A 21,335-nucleotide genomic window follows, 5' to 3' on the forward strand; every position below is an offset into this window, starting at 1 on the left:
TGTTCATAATAAGGATGTTCTTTCGCATTCATTCCATTGGCAGTAAAATAAATCACACGCGCCTTGTCATCTACTTTCAAGATTTCCTCCACGTGCCAGGGACCTTTTGTGATACGATTTTTCAAATTACCCTGATCATCATATAAATAAAGGTGTGCCCAACCATCACGCTCACTCCATTGAATAATTTCCTTTCCACCATTCAAGACTCTTAAAGGACGAGTTTCCTGATAGGTATTCATCCGTTCCTTTATTACTGGTACAACAGAATCCTGTCCTATCGTATAGGAACAAACATCAATCCGATGTAAATCACGGCTGCTGCGGGTCAGGAAGAAACGGTTGTTATCACCCTGCCAAACGGCAGCCTGATCTTCCATATCACGCTGTTTTTGCATCATTGGTTTGTATTCCAGGCCAATGCTTTGATCTTTATAAGCTGCGACTTTAATTTCCTTACGTTTATTATCAACCAAGTCAAACAAGTACAGGTGTTCTATGGGAGCTTCCTTTTCTCCCGGCATCTGGTATTTATAAGTTTCCAATGTGGGACGTGGACGGGCCATCGAATTTATTACCCATAACTCTTTCACAGCGCGATTGTCAGAAACTGTCATAGCAAAATAACGTGAATCCGGAGACCACACTCCACCTACACGACGACGCTTGCCATTACATAAAGTATCTGTATTCAACATACTATAGGGAATACCATAGCCAAAATCCTTCATGCCATCTGTAGTAAGCTGGATTTCCACGATCGTACTATCCTTTTCATTTTTTTTCGCCTTTTCATAATCTTCACGACTCATGCGATACAAATTCAAATCCTTGGCATAAATCACCGTTTTACCATCAGGAGAGACCGATCCCCAATAGATTTTCTTCAGGTCGTCTTCTTTATCTTTCAGATGGGTCAATTTACGGGTAGGATAGTCATAAGAAAAATAAAAGATTTCCTTCTCATTCTTCTTGTCCTTCTTATCCTTGCCATCTTTCTTTGGTGTCGCATCTTTTGTTGACTTTACTTCAAAAGTAAAGGTACGCCCATCTTCTTCCGCTTTCAGATTTGTGATTGGCAAATGGCGTGCCTCAAAGGGATCTTTTACAATTTCGGTAAGCTGGGAAGCTAATTCATCCCTATCAAACAAAAGCTTCTTTGTCCGGGCAGCCGGATCAACCACATACCAAAAGGTTCCTTCACTTGTTTTGTACTCGAACCAGAAATTATTACCTTTCTGGAACCAATGCGGATCCACCACAGTAGAAAACAACATGGTGTTCAATTTTTCTTGTGTGTATTTCTCTGCCTGCAGATATTCCGGCAAGCGTTCCTGCGCTTTTGCAACAGAAACTGTCGTACACAGACCGCCCATTAAAAGGGTAATGAATAGCATTTTCCTCATAGATTGAACTTTTATCGTGTTTATAAAAAACAAACATACACAAAATTCTTCATTTAACAATCTTAAACAAAGAATTTTGTGTATGTTTGTTTCATTTATCCTTTTCTTATCAGAAACTATACCCTGAAGTAAAGCTAACCATATGATTCCGTATCCTTAAATCATTCTGTTCCTTATTATATTTTCCCCAAGCCAAATCATACCCGATAGTAAATGAAATCCGTTTAACAGCAATCCCGACAGAAGCCGTTCCTCCCCAATCCAAACGAGGGGACGCTTCAAAACCAAATTCCTCATTTACTGTTTTTCCTTTAAATGTGCCAAACCGGTAATAATCATTCCGGTATTCGTACTGTCCAACACCTGTTTCTTCATCTATATTATATTTTGAGGAAGAAACATAAGCATTAGTACGTCCACCAATTCCTACAGCTACATAAGGTCCTACTGCTAATTTAAGACGCACATCATCACAAAGTTTAAAACCCCAATGAGCCATAACAGGCAATTGCAAATAATAACGCGTGGACTCAACATTCGTTTTTTCATAATCCATGCTAAATCCTCCTCCTGTTGATATGTTTCCCCAGCTCATAGGATGATACCCACCTTTCTGCATTAAGATATAAACCCCGGACTTCAAGCCAAAAGAAGGCTTCTTTCCCACCCCTTCCTTTAACTGATACAACACACCGGCACCGGCTTTAAAACCTAATGTAACTGATGTCCCTTCATTTTCCTTATTCACTACCAAGCCGGCTTCCGGCGTAACACTCCAACGAGACTGAGCGTTCAACATCATACTCACCAAAATACCTGCCATAAATAAAATTACTTTTTTCATCTTTTTCTTCTTTTTAGTTCATTATCTATGTAAAAGACTAAAAATTCAGAAAAACCCCCATTGCATATCCGGAAAAATAATAAAATAACATGAGCAACTCACTCACATAACAAAAGAAACACCCTACATTTAAACATACCGTTCAAGAAATCAAAAAAACAAACGCTGCAAAAACGAACCAACAGCAGCAAAAGTTATCGCTTATTTTTCGCATTCTCTTTATATTCGGTAGGTGTCATACCAAAACGTTGTTTAAAACATTTGCTGAAATAACGAGGATCATTAATACCCACCATATAAGCAATCTGCGTCATATTATAATCACCACTCTCTATCAATTGTGCGGCACGTTTCACACGCATCTCTTTAATAAACTCAATGGGGGCAAGTCCTGTCAGGGTCTTCAGTTTCTTGAAAAAGACAGAACGACTCACCGCAAGCTCCTGTACCAAATCATCCACTATCAAATCGCCATTATCCATATTCTTCTCCATTAATTCCGTCAGTTTCTCCATAAACTTACGGTCATGGGAAGACATCTCAGGCTGTGTTTGCTGTTCTTCCTCCGCAACAGGCTGAATATTCATCAGATTCGCACAATACAACTGTTGCAACTTGACACGTTGTGTCAGAATATTCTCCACCCTGGCCTTCAGGTAAGTAGCACTGAACGGTTTCGTTATATAATCCTCAACTCCCAGTTCCATACCTTCCAACTTACTGTCCATATCCGTTTTAGCCGTCAGTAAAACGACCGGAATGTGACTGGTCGCCATATTAGCACGCAAATCTTCTGTCATGGTAATACCATCCTTTTCCGGCATCATGATATCACTAATAATAATATCCGGAACAAACTTCAAAGCCTTATCCAAACCTTCAGCCCCATTGACAGCCTCTATGACGTTGAAATTTGAGATAAAGATACTACGCAAAAAGAAACGAAGTTCCAAATTATCTTCAACCAGCAACATCGTTTTGCTTTCATTCCTCTTCTCTTCATGTCCCTGAACAGATTCTTCCACCTCTTCCGGCTTCATTTCGACAGAATCAGAGAGAATGAACTCTACATTCTCCGTATAGTGCTCCTTGCCTTTCAAAAACTCAACCGTGAAACAACTGCCCTCCCCCTCTTTACTATCCACACGGATAGTCGCTTTGTGCAGTTCCACCAATTCCTTAACCAAAGAAAGACCGATACCAGAACTTTGCTGATTAAACAAATTCTTGTCCAACAGATTTTCAAAACGGACAAAAAGGGAAGCTTTCTTGCTTTCAGAAATTCCTATACCTTGATCCTGCACACCAATCGCCACATTATGTTCATTTTCATGAATGAAAAGCGTAATCATCTTACCCTGTGGAGTATACTTGAAAGCATTGGAAAGCAGATTGAAGACAATCTTTTCCAACTTATCCGCATCTACCCACAGTTTCAAGGAAGGCATTTCACTTTCGAATACAAAATCAATATGATGCTCTTCAGCCAGCGATTCAAAATTATCCATGATATGGTGTACAAAAGGAACAATATCTATCTGCTCTATACGCAACTTCATCTTATTTTTCTGTATTTTGCGGAAATCAAGAATTTGATTCACCAAGCGAAGCATACGGTCGGTATTACGTTCTACTACATGCAATTGCTCACGTACATCATCCGGCAAAGTCTTGTTTTTCAGAACATATTCCACTGGACCTGCAATCAATGTCAGCGGAGTGCGAAGTTCGTGAGAAATATTTGTAAAAAAGCGAAGCTTTATATCAGAAACCTGCTGTTCCACAGACACTTCATGTTTCAGACGATAAATGGTAAACAATATATATACTCCTGAAAACAGAATCAACAGAAAAGCAAGAATATAAATTGCCATAGCCCAAGCCGTTTCCCAAAACGAAGGCTGAATGGTGATTCTCAAACTGCGCTCATTCTCTACCCAAACCCCATCACTATTGGTCGATTTAACCTGAAATACATAATCCCCTTTCGGCAGATTGGTGTATGTAGCGGTACGTTGTTTATCCACATAATTCCATTCCTTATCAAATCCATGCAAACGATAAGCATAACGGATATTTTCAGGATAAATCATATCCAAGGCTGCAAAGGACAAAGTTACAATATTCTCCTTGTGCGAAAGTACCAGGTGTTCTGTATTATCAAGAGACTGTCGCAACAAACTGCCTGATACACCCGGAATCACCTCCTGATTGGATATTTTCAACGTTCCGAAAACAATGGATGGAACATAATTGCTTTTCTTGATATGTTCCGGTTCAAAATAAAGCATACCACGACTGGTGCCAAAGAGTAGGGTACTGGAACTAAGATTCAGCGATGTCCCCTCCTCAAAACGTATTTTGCCCCCAAAATCCCGTTCATTATAATTTTCAAAACGCTGTTCGGACGGAATAAATTTACTCAATCCGTTTTCCGTACTTATCCACAAGTTTCCTGCGCCATCCTCTTCTACAGACAACAGGATATCTGAAGGCAGGCCGTTCTTCACTGTATAAGATTTAAAAACAGCTCCCCCTTCTCCGTTCATGGAAACAAGCCGGTTAAGACCACCCCCAAATGTAGCCAAATAAACTTCTCCTTGAGAAGTGGTTACAATCCGATATACGTTATTGTTGCTCAGACAATTCATATCATCGGGGATACGTGCATAAAGATGGAACACAATCGACTCCGGATCTTTAAAATCCTCTTTAAAACTAAGCGCGCCATCACTGCTCCCCACCCATATATTCCCTTTCTTGTCAGAAGTGATATGGCGTACACGGTAACAACGGTCATACGGAAAACCTTTCAGGTTATTTCTAGAACTAATAAACACATATTTCCCTTCAGGAGTTTTCTGAATATAATTCAACCCTCCACCGAAAGTTGCCACCCAAATGCGTCCATGCTTGTCTTCATGTAACCAGTAAACACTATTATGACTCAGGCTATAAATATCATCTTCATCATATTTGAATCGAGTAAACTTAAAATGGGCCCCCTCCTTTTCTGCCAGAATAATACCATCCCCTTTGGTCGCAATCCAAATGTTTCCGTGAGAATCTTGCATGATATGATAAGGAACTCCCCGTAACGGCCTGCCAGATTTGGCTATATCCCCCTCTTCAGTCAGAATACCCTGAAAATCTAAATCAGAAGAATAAATTTCAATCTGACCATCCCGTTTTCCCATCCAGATGCGATGTTCGCTATCTTCAAACAACGCACGTACCGTATTGGAATTCAAGTCATAACTGTGACCCATGCGGGGATAAATATGGAACTGGCTTCCTAAAAAAGTAATCTTCTCCAACCCCTTAGAATGAGTACATAACCAAAGATTGCCTTGCTTATCGGATAACATGGAATGTAATTTATTGGAAAAGTGCCAATCGGGTGAATCGGGATCATTATAGAAAGGCAACAGCCGATTTGCCTCTCTGTCATACCAAGAAAGCCCTCCTCCTTGCGGATGTACCCACAAATTACCGTTCAAGTCTTCACAAATATGAAAACTGGGATAGGAACGATCGGCACCACGAGGCTCCACTTGCATCTTTTCTTGCTTAAATACTTCTGTCAAAGGATTGAAATGACAAACCTTTCCCCATTCGGTCATCTCAAACCATGCTTCCTGCTTACTGTCAACATAAACAGAACGGAAAGCGTCTGCCGGGAATTCGGGACAATTGGACTTATTATAGACTTTACACTCTTTTGTATCCGAATGATACAATATCAATCCTTCATGGGCAGTCGTTATCAACAGTCCCGTACCTTTTATTTCATTTATAGCAATCACTTTATCCTTTACCGGCAATTCCCAAAGACGAAAGATTTCATTCTGCAAAGAATAGCACCATATCCGTCCTCTGTCTGATCCAAAATAAAGTTCGTCACCATAACTGCAAAAAGAGTAGAAGGCCTGTACGGGTTCATCTTTGCCTGACTGGATATTCACAAAATAAGAGACAGGCTCTTCTTTATCATTCGTAATCTTCAGCAGACCGTTATCAGTAAGCAACCACTCTTGATTGTAAGCATCGCTAAAAACCTGATTAATATGAACGGCATTTCCTCCACGACTATGAGTAGCATATACTTGGGTAGTTATACTGTAATCTTTAGGGTTTGTTTTCACACGGACAGCCCCCTCATTTTCAGAAAGTAGCCAAATGACACTGTCGGGCAATATTTTAATAGAAGAGAAACGCATACCCTCCTCTTCACCTTCAGCAGGGATTTGTTCGAATTTCTCTGTTCTTTGGTCAAAACGATACACACGGTAATCATACGTTTGCAGCCAAATATAATTATAAGGGTCTACTTCCAATAAGTCTACCCGGTTGTTAGTCATAGTAATTTTATTCCCTTGTCTGGCTTTATAAACTTTGAAGTCATAACCGTTGAACCGGTTGATTCCATCCCAAGTAGAGAACCATAAAACTCCATTATGGTCTTGTACCATGCTCATGATGGAGTTCTGAGATAAACCGTTTTCCGAAGAATAATGAGTAAAGATACAATTAGGCTGACTTTTTGCATAAAAAAAGAGCAGCAAAGTAAGTATAAACAGAATGTGTCTTTTCATTTCGTAGATTTTCATATATAGTATGGCAAAAATACATAAAAAACGAGAGATACTGACATACAAGTTCCTAAAAAAATAAAAGGGGCAAAGTTAAATCCCCCTTTTATCATTCTACTCTTCCCTGACACTTTCCATAGGAGCAAATAGAATTCCTCCCTACAGTGACAAAGTATTATTACTGGTAGAAAGAACAGCTTATCTCTTTAAATTCTGCAACAACACATTTCCATTTTCCACCGGATTCCATCCGTCATCACCTGCCAAAATCTGTGCTTCATTATAATTACTGATATCGTTCAGCTGCTTTCCAAACGAAGCACGCGAAGCGGTAGCCGCCCCTTCTCCCGTATTCCGGTATTCAGCATAGAATACGGTTTCCTCATTTTCTTTTTTGCCCCAGTTGTTCCAACCCACCGGAAGAATATGCTTTCCCAAATCACAATGAATATAAACAGCCTGTGCATAAGGACGCCAAGGACGGGACAAATACACCTTCTGAGCCTCAGCCACACCCGTCAATTTACAGCCTATAAAAACATAGCCATATTTTTTGCCTTGATCTGTAGAAGGAGCGGTAACATACCCATCACCCAAACTATGGATGGTGCAATCCTTAAACAATGCCGTAGACCAGCCAAAAATAAAATCCACTGTACCCTCTATATAACAATGGTCATAAAACTGACGACTGTCTTTGCCATAAGTGTACAAAGTATCCTGATTTCCCAAAAAACGACAGTTTTTGAAATAAGCGCGATCTCCACTAACAAAACAGGCCACTGCCTGCCCCACTCTGCCGGCACTATTCTCGAAAGTGATATTCTCAGCATAGAAATCGGGAGCATAGATATAACAGGTTGATGAACCGGAGGTAGACATTTCTTCTCCGAAATAGTTCTTTTTAGCAGCAAAATCATCATTTGTCAGAATTGCTCCGTCCTCACCTATCAAAGAAACACTAATCTTGCTTTCAGGAATAACCACTTTTTCTTTATATACCCCTTTACGGACTAGAATAGTAGTGCGTCCTGCTTTACGAAAATCGGGGACAGCATGAATCGCTTCCTGAATGGTAAAGAAATCACCACTGCCATCTTTTGCCACTACAAAATCATAATGACGTACAAAAGGCGCCAATGCAGGAACCTCTTTAGCTATAGCATCCACCGTCAAACCAGCAATAGTACGCGCCCCATATACATTCAGGTGCGTATTATCCTCACGCCCTTTCGGACAAGCTGCACACACACCTTCAGGAATCCACATGAACAATTTTTTTGAAGCCTCCGGTCCCATCTCCTGCACCAAATCATGCGTTATCTTGTTCATATCCACAAAAGGCACATCCAACTCTTTTGCCACGTTACGCGGAGACTCCAAATATTTTCCATGAGTATCAATCAACACTTCTCCATCTTGAGAAACACTCCCCTTTGACAAATCCTTGCGCACATCATCTTCGGCTACCGCATTTTTATTATTCCGGAAATTACGACGGACAATGGCATTAAACAACACGGGAATTCCCCCTTTAGCACGTGTTTCTTTTACAAAACGGCGTAGATTGGCATCAAAAGTAGATCCGGGATCAGTATGACGTTTCTCATCGGCCTTCTCATCATTATGCCCAAACTGAATAAAAACATAATCACCCGGCTTTACTTTATTAATTACTACCTCCCACAATCCTTCATCAATAAAACTTTTAGAACTCCGACCATTTCTAGCATGGTTTTCCACACGAATATTCTCACTGAAATATCCTCCCAGCACATGGCCCCATCCACGTTCCTGATTACCTCCCTCTAAGGGTTTGTTAGCCATAGTCGAGTCACCTATCATAAAGATAGTAATTGTGCGGTCTGCCGTAAAAGCAGAAAACAACAAGGCAACAAATGCCATCAACATCTTAATTTTCATCGCTTTCTATTTTAAATTTTGATTAAAGAACTCAAGTATATCATCCTGTATCTCCTTACTGCAAAAATGGGGCAAATCATAGAACTTGGTAGTCAACAGATTTTCTACCGATTGACTCTTCCATACATCCTGCATGGTAGAGAAAGCGCTTTCAACGCCCTTTACAGGAAAAAGTTTGTCCCGCAAGCCATTGATGAACAACATCGGTTTGGGGCAGGCGATAGATGCCACATGAGGATAATCCATCCAATTCCGTATTCCGGGAATAATCATGGAATAAGCAGACCCGCCTTTGTTCTGATTATTGGTAAGTGTCATTAAGCTATCTGTAGTATTCATCCAGCACACAGCAGCGCCTGCCTTCACCACATCTGTAGCGGCACTGACCATCCAGGCACGATGTGCTCCCATAGAAAATCCCATAGTACCTATCTTTTCCTTATGAACCATGGGCAATGAGGCCAGAAATTCCGCGCTACGGATATCATCCCAGGCTATCAAGGCTCCCCAAGACATTCCCATCTGTAACATATTGGCCGCCAACGCTTGCTGTGAGTCATAGCGTACTCCTTCCTTACGTCCCCGTTCCCCCCAAAACAAGGCATCCACAGCAAGCACTACATATCCGTGACTTGCCAGATAATCACCTACATACTGTTTGTCATAACATTTTTCCGCCCAATCGTCCGCATCGGCCAGTACAGATGCTTCCACACCGAACGGACGTACCATTTTCTCTTTCCCTATCGAAAAATGCGCACCGTGATCGTGAAGCAGCAATACTGCCGGGAACGGGCCATTCCCGTCAGGAACCAACAGATAAGCGGGAACACGAGAATATTCCGAAACACTGAACAAAATCTTCTCCGCCCTATATCCATTCCGTTGCTCGGTATCTATCACTTCCTTATCAAAAGCCGTAGCAGGAGGAGCAGGCAACATGCAATCCAATAACGTTTTTCGAGCTTCCTCACGCCACTTCTTGAAATTTCTGATGGAAGAATTTCCCCAAGCCATAGGATAAGTCAGGTTTTCTTTCATCTTCTGATAGAACAGCGGCATATCATTCTGCGTTTCATAACGCATAGAGACTGTTTCCACCTTTTCTTGAGCAGAAGCCGTCAGACTTATCCCAAACAACAATAAACAAATTACAGTATTCTTCATAAACCTATACCTAACAAACTTTACTTTTCAAGGTAACTAATTAATTTTATCATATTATCAATATAATCCCCAACAGAGATGCACAATTCTCCGGTGGTACACGGATAAGGTGATGTATCGTGCTCGTCCCCTACAAAGGTAGCTATATATTTCGTTTCCTCACTAGGTCCTGAAACAGTATATGGCTTATACGGGTTCGAGGTTGACTTTAAAGGAGAGAGCCAGCAACCGTCCTTAGTCAGTGATTTCACCAATTTCCGGGCAACTTCTTCCGTAGCTTTTCCACGTAAACGAGTATAATATTTAGGTAAAGGAACCAAATGATCCTGCAGCAAAGGTGAATTCTTCGCCAATTCGGATACAGGAAGTTTTTTCACTTCCTCATAACGACGACGCAGTTCACCTGGATTCACAAAAGTTGCCGAATTATAATGAGCTATTGTATTTTCTATATTCTGATCTATATAATAAGTACCGTTTTTCACATTACTTCCTTTACGATGGACATACAGTGGTTTACCAGTATCAGGATCTACAAAACGAGGAACCAAAATAGCTTCCGGATTAGTCGACTGACTCTTCCATTTCTTCACATCCGATTCCGGTAATTTCATTGATTCCAAAAAACGAATTGCAGCAGGAATCCCCGACAGGAAACGAGTATCAGCTGTAAGTTTATAGTAATCCATCATTAAATTAACAAGACGGACGGTAGTACCGGTGTTCACACTGCGCGGTTCATAAGAACGGGCATGAGCCGGTTTCAAATCATCTACTGTATATTGGTCTGCCCAGCCTGCATAAGGTTCCCCTTGTTGAAGGGAAATCATCAAGTACATAGCACGCATAATAGGCTCCTTTACCCCTTGCAACCCCATTGCCTGATAGCATTGAATCAAAAACTCGGTCGCATCAGGAATCACATCATCATTCAGAGTAATAAAAGACGAATAATCTTTCTTACCTTGAAAAGGGTGATCATACATCAAAGGATACCGTTGAGGCCATCCGCCCACCGGATATTGACTTTTCAAGACAAAATCAATGGTTTTCTCCAAAGCCGGACGGAAAGCAGGATCATTTTTTTCCACATACATACGAAGTAGAAATTTGGCAGCCTCCATAGTACCCGCATCATCGTAAGTCGCATTTCCATAATAATGTTGAAATTCTTCCAGACGCCAGCCATTTTTACCAACGGTATCATACCAGGACTTTAAGGAGTTCTCTCCTGCAAAATCGAACACATAATTCCATCCGCCACATTCAAGCTGTCCCCAAATCAAGGTGTTAGCCACTTTTTTCGCAGCTTCATAATAATACTCATCTCCTGTAGCATGATAAGCGTCAAGCAACAAATGACCGACAGAAGGAGTTCCCGGCGGCTGAATCCATACCATTGTCCTCTTGGCTTCCATCTCTCCCCATGAACGGGACATATCCGGCAAATAATTCCATACGAAGCCACCATTATAACTCACTTTGTCCATCATAAACCGAGTGGCGGTTTTCATCGTATTTATAACTTGGTCATCTAATTTTTTATTAGTTTGGGCTATACCTATACAAGCAAAATTTGCCATGCACAGGCAAAGGACAATTCTTTCCCAGTTCTTCTTTAATGTGCTTTTCATTGTTGTTTTAGTGTTTTGATTCAAGTTTAAATATCATTATGAAGCAAAATAAGCCATTTTCCGGAGCTTGGATTTGTAATATTTGGTCTTTTCCTCGTATATTTTAATCACGACGAACTACCCTCCCCATATTATAAGTATATTTGAAGAAAAGTTTTAGTTATTCATTTTATATTAAATGCAAGATCATGAATCGTAAGGTAAGAACCGCATTGTATGCTTGCGCCTTGATGGCACCACTACTATTGCAGAGCTGCAATGCACAAAGTGAAAAAAAAGAGAGCAACAAAGAGTGTACTGAAGAAACAAACAAAAACACTGAAAAAAAGGTTATGAAAACAGGTAGTGAAAACTTCATTTTTGCAGAAGGCAAAGAATGGGAACCTGCAGGCGAAGGTGTAGTGCGCCAGATCATGGGTTACAATGATGACATCATGGTTGTTAAAGTAAAATTTGAAAAGGGAGCTGTAGGAGCTGTCCACCATCATATCCATTCACAAGTGACCTATGTGGAAAGTGGAAAATTTGAGTTCACCATCAATGGTGTGAAAAAAATTGTATCGGCCGGCGACTGTCTATATAAGGAACCGGATGCTGTGCATGGTTGTGTATGCCTGGAGCCGGGTATGCTGATAGATTGTTTCAGCCCGATGCGTGCTGATTTCCTGGAAAAGAAATAGACAAGCCATATATTCCATCCACTGCAGGAGCAGATTGCTGTGCCCTCCTTTGGGCATTTAATATGCTCCTACAGTGGAAATGAATTCTATTTTTTAATCTGCAAAACGAATGGGACAATTGCTTAACCTTATCAAATCCGGTAAATCATAATATTTCAAAGCACCATACAACACATTAGAATACATATCCCACTGCATAGGCCTCTCAATGTATTCCTTCCAAGTCTTCACGCTATGTTTTATCTCCACACTGTTGATTCTTTCATCCAAATAAGCAGCATGAATTGCAACCGGACCATAAATACCATTGGCAAATACCTTGACGGGGTGTCCTTTCAGAAATTCGTGTTCTGAACAAAAATCAAGCAAAGTCAAAATATCGACAACACGTTGTCCCATAATAGGACGCCCTATATGCATACTGACCATTGCATTGCGATACTCACGGTTCCAATATTTAGCATCCGTATAGAATGCAGGATCCGTTGTTTCCCCAAATCCGCGCAAATCTGCCAACAACAAGATTTTTCCTTCCGTCAAGGCAGCAGCAAAATTCGCATATTCACTCAAATAAGTTCCTTTTCCCTCTTCCTGTAACCTTAACTCAACAGGAGAATCAGCATTCGCTCTGGACGGCATGATAAGAATACAAGGAACAGGCATCTCCCCTTCCCTTATAAGCTGAAACTTATATTGTTCATATTCACGCATTGAATCATGTCCGGTTGCTTCAATTCTTATTTTATGGTCAGGAAGACCTTTAAGACCTAACAAATCCAGCATCTTTGCTTGGACAGTTTTCTTTCCTTTCGAAAGAAACGCCTCACGCTTGGAAGCCCACTCATCCAGCTGATTCACATTTTCCTGCATAATACTGAGTGCTCCAGGCATAGATACATTCACCTGTCCTTTAGTCGTACAAAGCATATCAGACAACCGGAAACGGTCTTGTGCCGATTTCTTCACCGGAGATTGATCATCTTTCAGCCAACGCTTGAACCAACTGACCAACTTTTGCCTTTTTTCAGTTCCAAGTCCATGCCCTGTTTCTACTGTCAGCATATCCACCTTTTCGGGAACTCCCAATACTTTATAGCACTGTTGTAATTCAGCAAACCCTTGTTGTGCACCCCATAAATCGACAAAATCATATTTACCGCTTAAAATCAATAAAGGCCGTGGAGCCATCATTAAAGCAAAATCAGGTACTTCCAGTTGTTCACGCCCTTCGTATGGTATATGTTGGCAACCATCGGAAGGACCTTGCAACTCCATAGTACGTTCTCGGGTAGAAAAGAAACTACAAATGGCCGCTACCTTTACACGGGGATCCAAACCTATATAATAAGCGGTCTGAGTACCACCACCAGAAGATCCATATACTCCGATACGCTCCGAATCAATATCCTTACGAGTCAATAAATAGTCCAAAGCCCGATGATTATCCCAATATTCCTGTGCCGCCAAACTAGTACCAAGCAAGTTAAAGCCCGCATTCAGTAAGGTATGTTCCGTGGTAGCCCCCCGTGTCAGCGGTTTTCCTTCCCTATCAATAAGTTGCAACCGTTCTCCCTGGCCTATGGGATCTACCACTAGTACAGCAATACCATTGGATGCCATCAGCATAGCGGCATGAGACGAAGAACCTTTACCATTCAATCCATGTCCGCAAAGTTCCAATGTTGCCGGAACAGGAACAGTCATGTTCTCCGGCATATAAAGATGTGCTGTGACATAGCGGCCAGGCTTGCTTTCAAAAATTATTTTCTCTATATAATAGCCGGTACCTTGTATCTTCCCCACCACCTGAACATTTAAATTCTCTTTTTCAGGAAAAGTACCTACTATTTGTTTATATCGTTCACGGCAACCCTCCAGGTACTCCTGCATCCCGGCAGGAGAAGTAAATGCTTGCTGAATGGCTGACTGCCGGGATGCAAACTGCCGATGTACATCACGCATCAGATAAGAATTATAAGCAGTACTTTGACTCCAAGGTAATGCCTTGAACTCCCCCTGAGCAGAAACCACAACAGTCCCCACCCATATTCCCAAACCTACACATAAAGTGCGAAAACCGATAATTTTTCTCATAGAATCATCCCTTTAAGTTATTGTACCACAATTTCAATTTTCTGACGGTTATCTCCGGCTGTCTTCACATACAAACGTTTATGCTCTATATCATAAAACCAGCCTGTATTCCGCTCTGCATCTGTAACTGATGAAAGAACGGGCAACGATTTACCATTTTCTATCACAGATTGCGGAGCGTTCTGCAAATAAGCCTTTACTAGATAAGTGTGCTTGGCAGGTTTGTACTTCCCTACCGGTTTATCTGCAGTAAACGTCCAACTATCATCAGCAAGCCTGCTGGTAAAACGGGTCAATGAACCAATCCCTTTTTGATAATCCATTGATATACCATCATCTTCATACATCTCATAAGAAGAAATGCCTGACGGATAGACATCCAATGTTATCATCTCTACAGGGTGCTGATCTACCCACTGCATAACAGGTTGCATGGGAATAATAGCTCCGGCTTTTATATAGATAGGCAACACATCCAACGGAGTAAGAAAAGATTTATATTGACGGCCCTCGTAACGCTCACCGGTTTCATAATCAAACCATTCTCCACCGGGAAAATAAACATGTTGGCTCAGTGCACCTTTGGTAGTGACAGGACAAACCATCATCCATGGCCCGAACATATACTGACGTGTCAGCTGATAAGTATTCTCATCCTGAGGATAGTCCATCACTAAAGGAGTCATCATGGGACGTGCCGTTTTATAAAGCTGATAGGCATTACTATAAATATAAGGAATCAATGTATAACGCAAACTATCATATTTGATGAAATTGGCCAAAGCCTCCGGACCATAAGTCCAAGGTTCATGGTAACGGGGATGGTCCATACCGAACACCATGGCGATAGGTGAAAACATACCGAACTGTACCCAACGAGTATATAATTCTGTATCGTAAGGAGAATATTGTTCAAATCCTCCCATGCAATGAGTCCAGTTACCCACACCACTCATACCAATATTAAGTCCTGCACGTATCACCGGTTCAAACCACTGCCATTCACTTCCCCAGTCTCCAGCCCAGATATAAGGATAACGCTGAATTCCCGCATAACCTTCACGGGTATGTGTCACCCCCCTCATATTATTATATTCCTGAAATTTACGATAGGGGGCCTCCGCATAAGCTAAAGGAAAAATATTATGAAGTCCTTTCAGGTCCATCGTTCCTCCGACATCCGTTTTCACAAACTTAGCCCCGATAGAAGCGACTTTCATTACTCCGTTCTCCCACCACCAATCTACAGCTTTCGGATCAAAGAAATTCACCACTCCTTCTATCTTTGCTCCGGGATACAGCACGTTTCCCTGTTCACGCGCCTTATCCAACAGATGATATTCAGGGCCATTATCTAATATAGAACGGATATGAAGCCCCACCATTTTTACATTTTGCGCATAGCAACTATCAAACATGGCTTTCGGATCTTTGAACGTATTACGCCATTCAAAACAGCAACCACCATTTCCGTAAGTGGTATTAAACAGCCTCCAAGTAGAATCCAGCCAAAGCAAATCAAAAGGCACTTCTTCCTCACGCAAACGTTTACATAAAGCAGGCGGGTATTTATCGGAAGTCATCTCTTCATTCTTCCAGGTTCCACCGGAATAAGTACCGACATGCAACCCCATTGCAAAACGAGGAAGCATGGGGGATTTTCCGGTCAATTCCGTATATCTGTCAACCATGGTATAAAAATCGGGACCATAAATAAAATAATAGTCCAAATCACCGCCAAAAGCTTTGAATGAATAATAATCACTACTATCCCACCCCATATTCCACTCGGTAGCAAACGGAGTATGAAAGAATAAACCATATCCTTTGGTACTCATCATAAAAGGTACGGGACAATAATTGGCACGTAAAATATCTTTTCCTCCTACAGCCGGTTTTATCCCTCTTCCCAACTCTACATTCAGATAGACCTTACGCCCTCGCTGATCCATGAAATCCATACGTTCCCCAAAACCAAAGAAATGCTCATCCGGTTGTAGAACAGCTTTCGTCTTGACAGAATCCTTATAAAAACGTTGTTCCGCAAGTTCCGTATAAAGCAGTTTGCCGTTTTTATCAGAAACAGACAGACAGAACGGATTCTTGGTAGCCTCTATAATCAGTTTTCCGGTCGTAATCAACCATGCAGCACCTTTATCTTCCACTGTATAGTGTACAGGAGTAAAATCATATTTCCGAACCATCCACTGCTCATTTTCAGCGAACACGGTACCTTGAGAATGACGTACACGGAACATATCATCTGTACAAAATTCCAATTTCACATTTCCCTGAGGCAGAAGAAACAACAAATCATTTCCTGTCTTCTTAAAAGAAGCATTGGCCGCCCATAGCCCTATACAATACAGGCATAAACAAAAGCATAGGATTCGTTTTTTCATGGTATCTGTTATTTTATTTAAAATCAATCATATTGAAAATCAGCTTTTTGGCTACGAGTCCGGCAGCCGAATCATTAATGATGTTCCCATAGATATCCAATGTAGAGAACAAAACACTACCCTTACCCATAGGTACAATCCCCATAGCAGTTCCGATAGCCATAGGATAAGTATGATAGGCTCCGACCAGCAATTCTTCACCTTCCATCACTAATCCCATACGCTCCACCCCTGTATGTATCAATGCCTGATAAGGCCAGTTGAGAGCATTTCCGACAGGAAGTTCCTTGAAAATATCATGTGGCTTATTAAACATCACCCCGCCCAGCCAGTTGGTTCCAACAAAGAATTTGTCCTTAAACACCGCTTTACTATTAGCCGCTATAAATTCCGACCATTCATCAGCACTCTGAATAATAAAGATTTTGGTTCCATCATTTACGGCACGTTCCATTAAACGCTGTGCATCCGGCATCTTATCATTAGGAACAGCCCAATCCAAACGACAACGCGCGTTACTGCGAGGATGCCTGAAACGGATCTCTATATCGGCAGACTTGCCTCCTTCCAAATAGACTTTTCCATCGCCCAAATGCTCTTTCTTCCTGGTTATTTCATATATTTTCTTACCATTGACAAAGACTTCAATCATACTACGATCATTACTCTGAGGAATAATCGTATATTCACCACTGACAGAAGGAAGTACTTTACCACTCCATTTAATACCATAACCATCAAGCATATACACAAAAGGACTTGGTGTAGCTCCCTCAATAGCACTCAGATTAACCACCTTGGCCACTTCATGATAAACTTCCTTCTGAAATTCCATATCCTCATAATAGACCACATCCAATCCCGGTTTGCCATCGGCAGAGCGTAACGCTTCCATCGGCACCATTGTCAACTGATCTTTCCTAGGAGGACGGGCCACCATAATCCAATCCAACTTTCCTAAATTATCCTCGTAAGCTGCAACCGCTTCTTTCGTTTTTCCCTTCAAGAAATTCTGTAAAGCACTCCCATCTTCCCAAACGGCCCCTTTACCATCCAACATATTGGATGCCAGATTTACAGACAATATATCATCATACCCAGTTGTAACAACAGAATTTTCCTTACACAGTTTTGCTTCAATCCTACAAAGTCCTCCAGCTGTAGGAACAGGTATTTTTACATCTTTCACCAACAACTGACCATAAACCTCACCTCCGGCAGCTTCCGTTTCATAAGTCCCTACCTCCATCACTTTTCCTTGAGAGTCTGTCACCGAGATTTTCAATTGATGGTTTCCCCGGACATTCTTCTCATTAATCAGATAAAAATCAACGGTCACCTTTCCCCCTGCGGCTGCAACCTGTTGCCTGGTCTTTACCGCTACATACAAAGGCTGATTATAACGAGCTATGATAGCCGGATCTGATTTGGGATAACGAAAACAATCGACAATTCCCGAATAATTCTCCGTCAATTCCGATTCCCATCCATTAACAACGTATGCATCCGTCAAATTATTCATTCTGGCCGATTCTATTTTACGTCCCTGATGTTCATAGGATACAGTTCCCATAGCCACACACAAATCATCCACGGTAGGATAAACAGTCCTTAACTGTTTAGCATCCAGAAATTTATTGAATTCATCATACCAACGTAGAAACTCTCTACCATCCCATCCTTTATAGCTATATTTTTCCAAATCTTCTTTATTCTTTTCCAAACGAGGAGGTGATGATAAAGCCCCTTCCTCACCAAAGAATACAATTTCACGCTTATTCTTTGTATCATTATAATAATCTTCAGGGCCTTTGTACAAACCTTCATTCCAAACAGCAGGTCCTCCGGCACGATGATAATCATACCAGCCACTCCAATACACTTTTTCATCGTAAGGACGAATATGAATTTTAGCCTGATCTTCTATATCATCTCCCTTAGCCCAAGCCGAGGTACGAAGAATCAACCGGGAAGGATCCAATACACGCATATCCTTCATCGCTTGAATTTCCAATTCTAACTTTTCAGGAGCAGCATTTCCCGATTCATTCATCATATTATAGATAACCAGACAGGGATGACTGCGATCCCTCTTTACCATACGGATGACCTTTTCATGCAAAACAGCATTCATAAACGGCTGTCTTACGTCCAGACGAAAACCGCCAGGCTCTTCAAAATAGAGCAGTCCCAACTCATCAGCATAATTCATTACGTCAGTATTACCGATAAAACGATGAAAATTCAGCATATTCAATCCTAACTCCTTAGCTATGCGAATTTGCCTTTCAGCCAATTCTTCCGACGGAAAAATACCATTGACTGGCCAAAAACTCCAACTGATGGCCGAGCGAAGCATGATACGTTTTCCATTTAAACGAAAAACAGCATCATCACCTATACCGGAAGCCTCGAACCAACGGAATCCAAAACGGCGGGAATCTTTATCCACCCAGTTCTGTCCTTCGGACAACTCCACCTCACATACATACAGATTAGGATCATCCACACTCCATAATTTCGCATCCGGAGCTGATACAGGAATCTTCAGTTCATTCATACCTTTATTTAATGAGATACCCTTTATCTCTTTAGAATAAACTATTTTTTCTTTATTTTTCCACTCGTACACCGTTATACGAAGATCCTGCTTCGCAGTCTTTCCTTTTTCATTCTGTAATGTCAGAATAGCGTTGGCGGTAGTTATCTGAGGAGTATTCTGCATATAAATATCTGCCACATAAACAGAATTACATACCTTCATACTAACTTTTCCTGTTATTCCTCCAAAGCCATGACCGGGAGGCAACATTTTATCTCCCCACGGAATAGTTCTGTAGTCACGCCAATCATGGTTACCACCCGCATCCGTTATACGTACAGCCAATTGTACCTGTTCTCCTGATTTTATATAAGGAGTAATATCCGTTTCAAAAGGAACATTGTCCACAATCTGATAATCCACTAATCTCTGATTAATAAAAATTTCCGCCCGTGAACGTATAGAGCCAAAATTCAAAAAGACTTTTTGTCCTTTCTTCAATACCGGAATATCCATTGTACGACTCCACCATGTAACTCCTGTAATATCTCCTTCGGGTCCGGACTGAGTTTGAAGATATTCTTCAGCTGTTCCAGGAACCTGTACCGAAAGAGTCTGGGCAGAAGTCAATATATCCCATCCCGCTGTAGGAACAATTACAGGACTTTTCCGTGCCTCTTCCAATGTCAAATAAATATCCTCTGTCTGCCAAGCTGCATTTTTATCCTGCCATAAATGCCATCCTTTTCCTGACAAATCAAAAAATGGTCTCTCCTGTGCTCTCACCCCATAAAATGGACATAACAACAAAAATGCTATGGCAATAATACTCTTCTTCATAATTATCTATTACTTTCTTTTATTAAATTCAATAATAACTGTTGGCCCACTACATTAGCCCTATTCTCGCTTTTGGTATTAAAAGTATTCATCGACTCGTTCATGCCATCAAGATCAACAGGAACTGTATAAGCTTTGACATCCTTTATACATGCAGGAATATCCAATGTAGTAATAATTATTTTTCCACGACCTGCCGGAATAACAGACAAGGCAGAATAAACTTCTTTTTTATGATCGGAAACACAAGCAACCAATGTTTCCCCATTAAAGCAACGCAACCCTACACGATGACGGTTGTAAGTAGCAAAGCATTGATATTCCCAATTAAAGACACAATTGACAGGCAATCCATCAAAAATAGGATGTTCTCTATTGAAAAAGTTCCCACCATACCAAGCCGTACCTAGTTTCTTTGAACCACGATAATCCAAAACTTCTTTATCCGCTAAGAACTCAGCCCACCTTTCCGCATTATCCACAATAATCAATGTATGTCCCTTGTAAACCCATTCCATAATATCACTCATACCACTTCCCCATTGAGTAGGTTCAAAGGCGCCAACCAACAAATAATCTCCCGAAGGTGTTCCTTCTTTATATTCCGGAATATCAAAACCAACTGTTTTCATAAAATTGCTCAGAACGCCCGTAGTATCAGCAATAGAACCATTAGCTGTAATTCCTTTCGTATTCAAACTTACAGCAAACAAAGAATCGTTTCCAGTTGCAAAAGTTTTTTTGCCTTTGACCAACTTTGCTTCAATACAAACATAGCCTGTTGCCCGAGGAACAAAATTCCAGCCGATCTGTAAACATTGACCATATACATTCCCCCCTTTAACATGTACACTAGATACATGGGTAGCCAATACAGTACCTTCCGCATCTTTCGCGATCAATTGAAGAGAATAATTCCCCTTCAAATTCTTTTCATTTACAATATAAGTATCTACTATAGTCGTATCTCCAACATTCAGCACTTTCCGATTCATTTTTACAGCTAAAAATAACGGTTGGTTATAACGAGCCATTACTTCCACATCTCCTTTAGGATAACGATAATTATCAACAATGCCGGAGTGATTTTCCAGTTTCATACTTTCCCAACCATTTACAGCATAAGCATCCACCGTATTACTGATACGAATATTCTCAATTACCCTACCTTGATAATAGAAAGCCACATTCCCCATGGCACGGGTCAAATC

10 protein-coding genes and 1 pseudogene are annotated in these 21,335 nt (G+C 41.0%); 1 reads left to right on the forward strand and 10 read right to left on the reverse strand.

Going from position 1 to position 21,335, the window contains the following annotated elements:
• The 6 genes from AB5062_RS20520 to AB5062_RS20545 form a co-directional block, all read right to left on the reverse strand.
• Nucleotides 1–1,406, reverse strand: a 1,406-nt coding sequence (locus AB5062_RS20520; protein WP_368331270.1) for a DPP IV N-terminal domain-containing protein, incomplete at its 3' end; no start/stop codon positions are given.
• Nucleotides 1,407–1,515: 109 nt separating this feature from the next.
• Nucleotides 1,516–2,250 carry an outer membrane beta-barrel protein gene (locus AB5062_RS20525; protein WP_057280240.1) on the reverse strand — a complete coding sequence of 245 codons (735 nt, stop codon included), beginning with the start codon at nt 2,248–2,250 and terminating at the stop codon, nt 1,516–1,518.
• A 194-nt stretch (nt 2,251–2,444) separates the two neighbouring features.
• Nucleotides 2,445–6,845, reverse strand: a complete 4,401-nt coding sequence (locus AB5062_RS20530) for a two-component regulator propeller domain-containing protein (protein WP_057280248.1) — start codon at nt 6,843–6,845, stop codon at nt 2,445–2,447.
• Between the two features lie 195 nt (nt 6,846–7,040).
• Nucleotides 7,041–8,765, reverse strand: a complete 1,725-nt coding sequence (locus AB5062_RS20535) for a pectinesterase family protein (RefSeq protein WP_008669649.1) — start codon at nt 8,763–8,765, stop codon at nt 7,041–7,043.
• 6 nt (nt 8,766–8,771) lie between these two features.
• On the reverse strand, nt 8,772–9,932 hold the full coding sequence (locus AB5062_RS20540) for a dienelactone hydrolase family protein (protein WP_011965350.1): 1,161 nt from the start codon (nt 9,930–9,932) through the stop codon (nt 8,772–8,774).
• A gap of 20 nt (nt 9,933–9,952) precedes the next feature.
• Nucleotides 9,953–11,566: a pectate lyase gene (locus tag AB5062_RS20545; protein ID WP_008669644.1), complete on the reverse strand. Its 1,614-nt coding sequence runs from the start codon at nt 11,564–11,566 to the stop codon at nt 9,953–9,955.
• Between the two features lie 332 nt (nt 11,567–11,898).
• Here AB5062_RS20545 and AB5062_RS20550 point away from each other — a divergent pair, with 332 nt between their 5' ends.
• Nucleotides 11,899–12,246 carry a cupin domain-containing protein gene (locus AB5062_RS20550; protein ID WP_008674400.1) on the forward strand — a complete coding sequence of 116 codons (348 nt, stop codon included), beginning with the start codon at nt 11,899–11,901 and terminating at the stop codon, nt 12,244–12,246.
• Nucleotides 12,247–12,339: 93 nt separating this feature from the next.
• Here the strand turns inward: AB5062_RS20550 and AB5062_RS20555 are convergent, their stop codons facing one another.
• From AB5062_RS20555 to AB5062_RS20570, 4 genes and pseudogenes are all read right to left on the reverse strand, one after another.
• Entirely contained in the window at nt 12,340–14,340 is a 2,001-nt protein-coding gene (locus AB5062_RS20555) for a S9 family peptidase (protein ID WP_057279510.1), read from the reverse strand.
• A 17-nt stretch (nt 14,341–14,357) separates the two neighbouring features.
• Nucleotides 14,358–16,742, reverse strand: a complete 2,385-nt coding sequence (locus tag AB5062_RS20560; RefSeq protein WP_011965348.1) for a glycoside hydrolase family 31 protein — start codon at nt 16,740–16,742, stop codon at nt 14,358–14,360.
• Between the two features lie 13 nt (nt 16,743–16,755).
• Nucleotides 16,756–20,124: a sugar-binding domain-containing protein gene (locus AB5062_RS20565; protein ID WP_011965347.1), complete on the reverse strand. Its 3,369-nt coding sequence runs from the start codon at nt 20,122–20,124 to the stop codon at nt 16,756–16,758.
• 2 nt (nt 20,125–20,126) lie between these two features.
• Nucleotides 20,127–21,335 (reverse strand): annotated as a pseudogene (locus AB5062_RS20570) (beta-glycosidase); the annotation flags it as partial.

Source organism: Phocaeicola sp. RTP21359st1_B8_RTP21360_211022 (assembly GCF_040911965.1).
In the GTDB taxonomy this organism is placed as follows: Bacteria; Bacteroidota; Bacteroidia; order Bacteroidales; family Bacteroidaceae; genus Phocaeicola; species Phocaeicola vulgatus.

Excerpts from the sequence above, each read along its gene's own strand:
- AB5062_RS20525 (WP_057280240.1), bottom strand. The coding sequence starts at position 2,250 with ATGAAAAAAGTAATTTTATTTATGGCAGGTATTTTGGTGAGTATGATG.
- AB5062_RS20565 (WP_011965347.1), bottom strand. The coding sequence starts at position 20,124 with ATGAAGAAGAGTATTATTGCCATAGCATTTTTGTTGTTATGTCCATTT.
- AB5062_RS20535 (WP_008669649.1), bottom strand. The coding sequence starts at position 8,765 with ATGAAAATTAAGATGTTGATGGCATTTGTTGCCTTGTTGTTTTCTGCT.
- AB5062_RS20530 (WP_057280248.1), bottom strand. The coding sequence starts at position 6,845 with ATGAAAAGACACATTCTGTTTATACTTACTTTGCTGCTCTTTTTTTAT.
- AB5062_RS20545 (WP_008669644.1), bottom strand. The coding sequence starts at position 11,566 with ATGAAAAGCACATTAAAGAAGAACTGGGAAAGAATTGTCCTTTGCCTG.
- AB5062_RS20540 (WP_011965350.1), bottom strand. The coding sequence starts at position 9,932 with ATGAAGAATACTGTAATTTGTTTATTGTTGTTTGGGATAAGTCTGACG.
- AB5062_RS20555 (WP_057279510.1), bottom strand. The coding sequence starts at position 14,340 with ATGAGAAAAATTATCGGTTTTCGCACTTTATGTGTAGGTTTGGGAATA.
- AB5062_RS20560 (WP_011965348.1), bottom strand. The coding sequence starts at position 16,742 with ATGAAAAAACGAATCCTATGCTTTTGTTTATGCCTGTATTGTATAGGG.
- AB5062_RS20550 (WP_008674400.1), top strand. The coding sequence starts at position 11,899 with ATGAAAACAGGTAGTGAAAACTTCATTTTTGCAGAAGGCAAAGAATGG.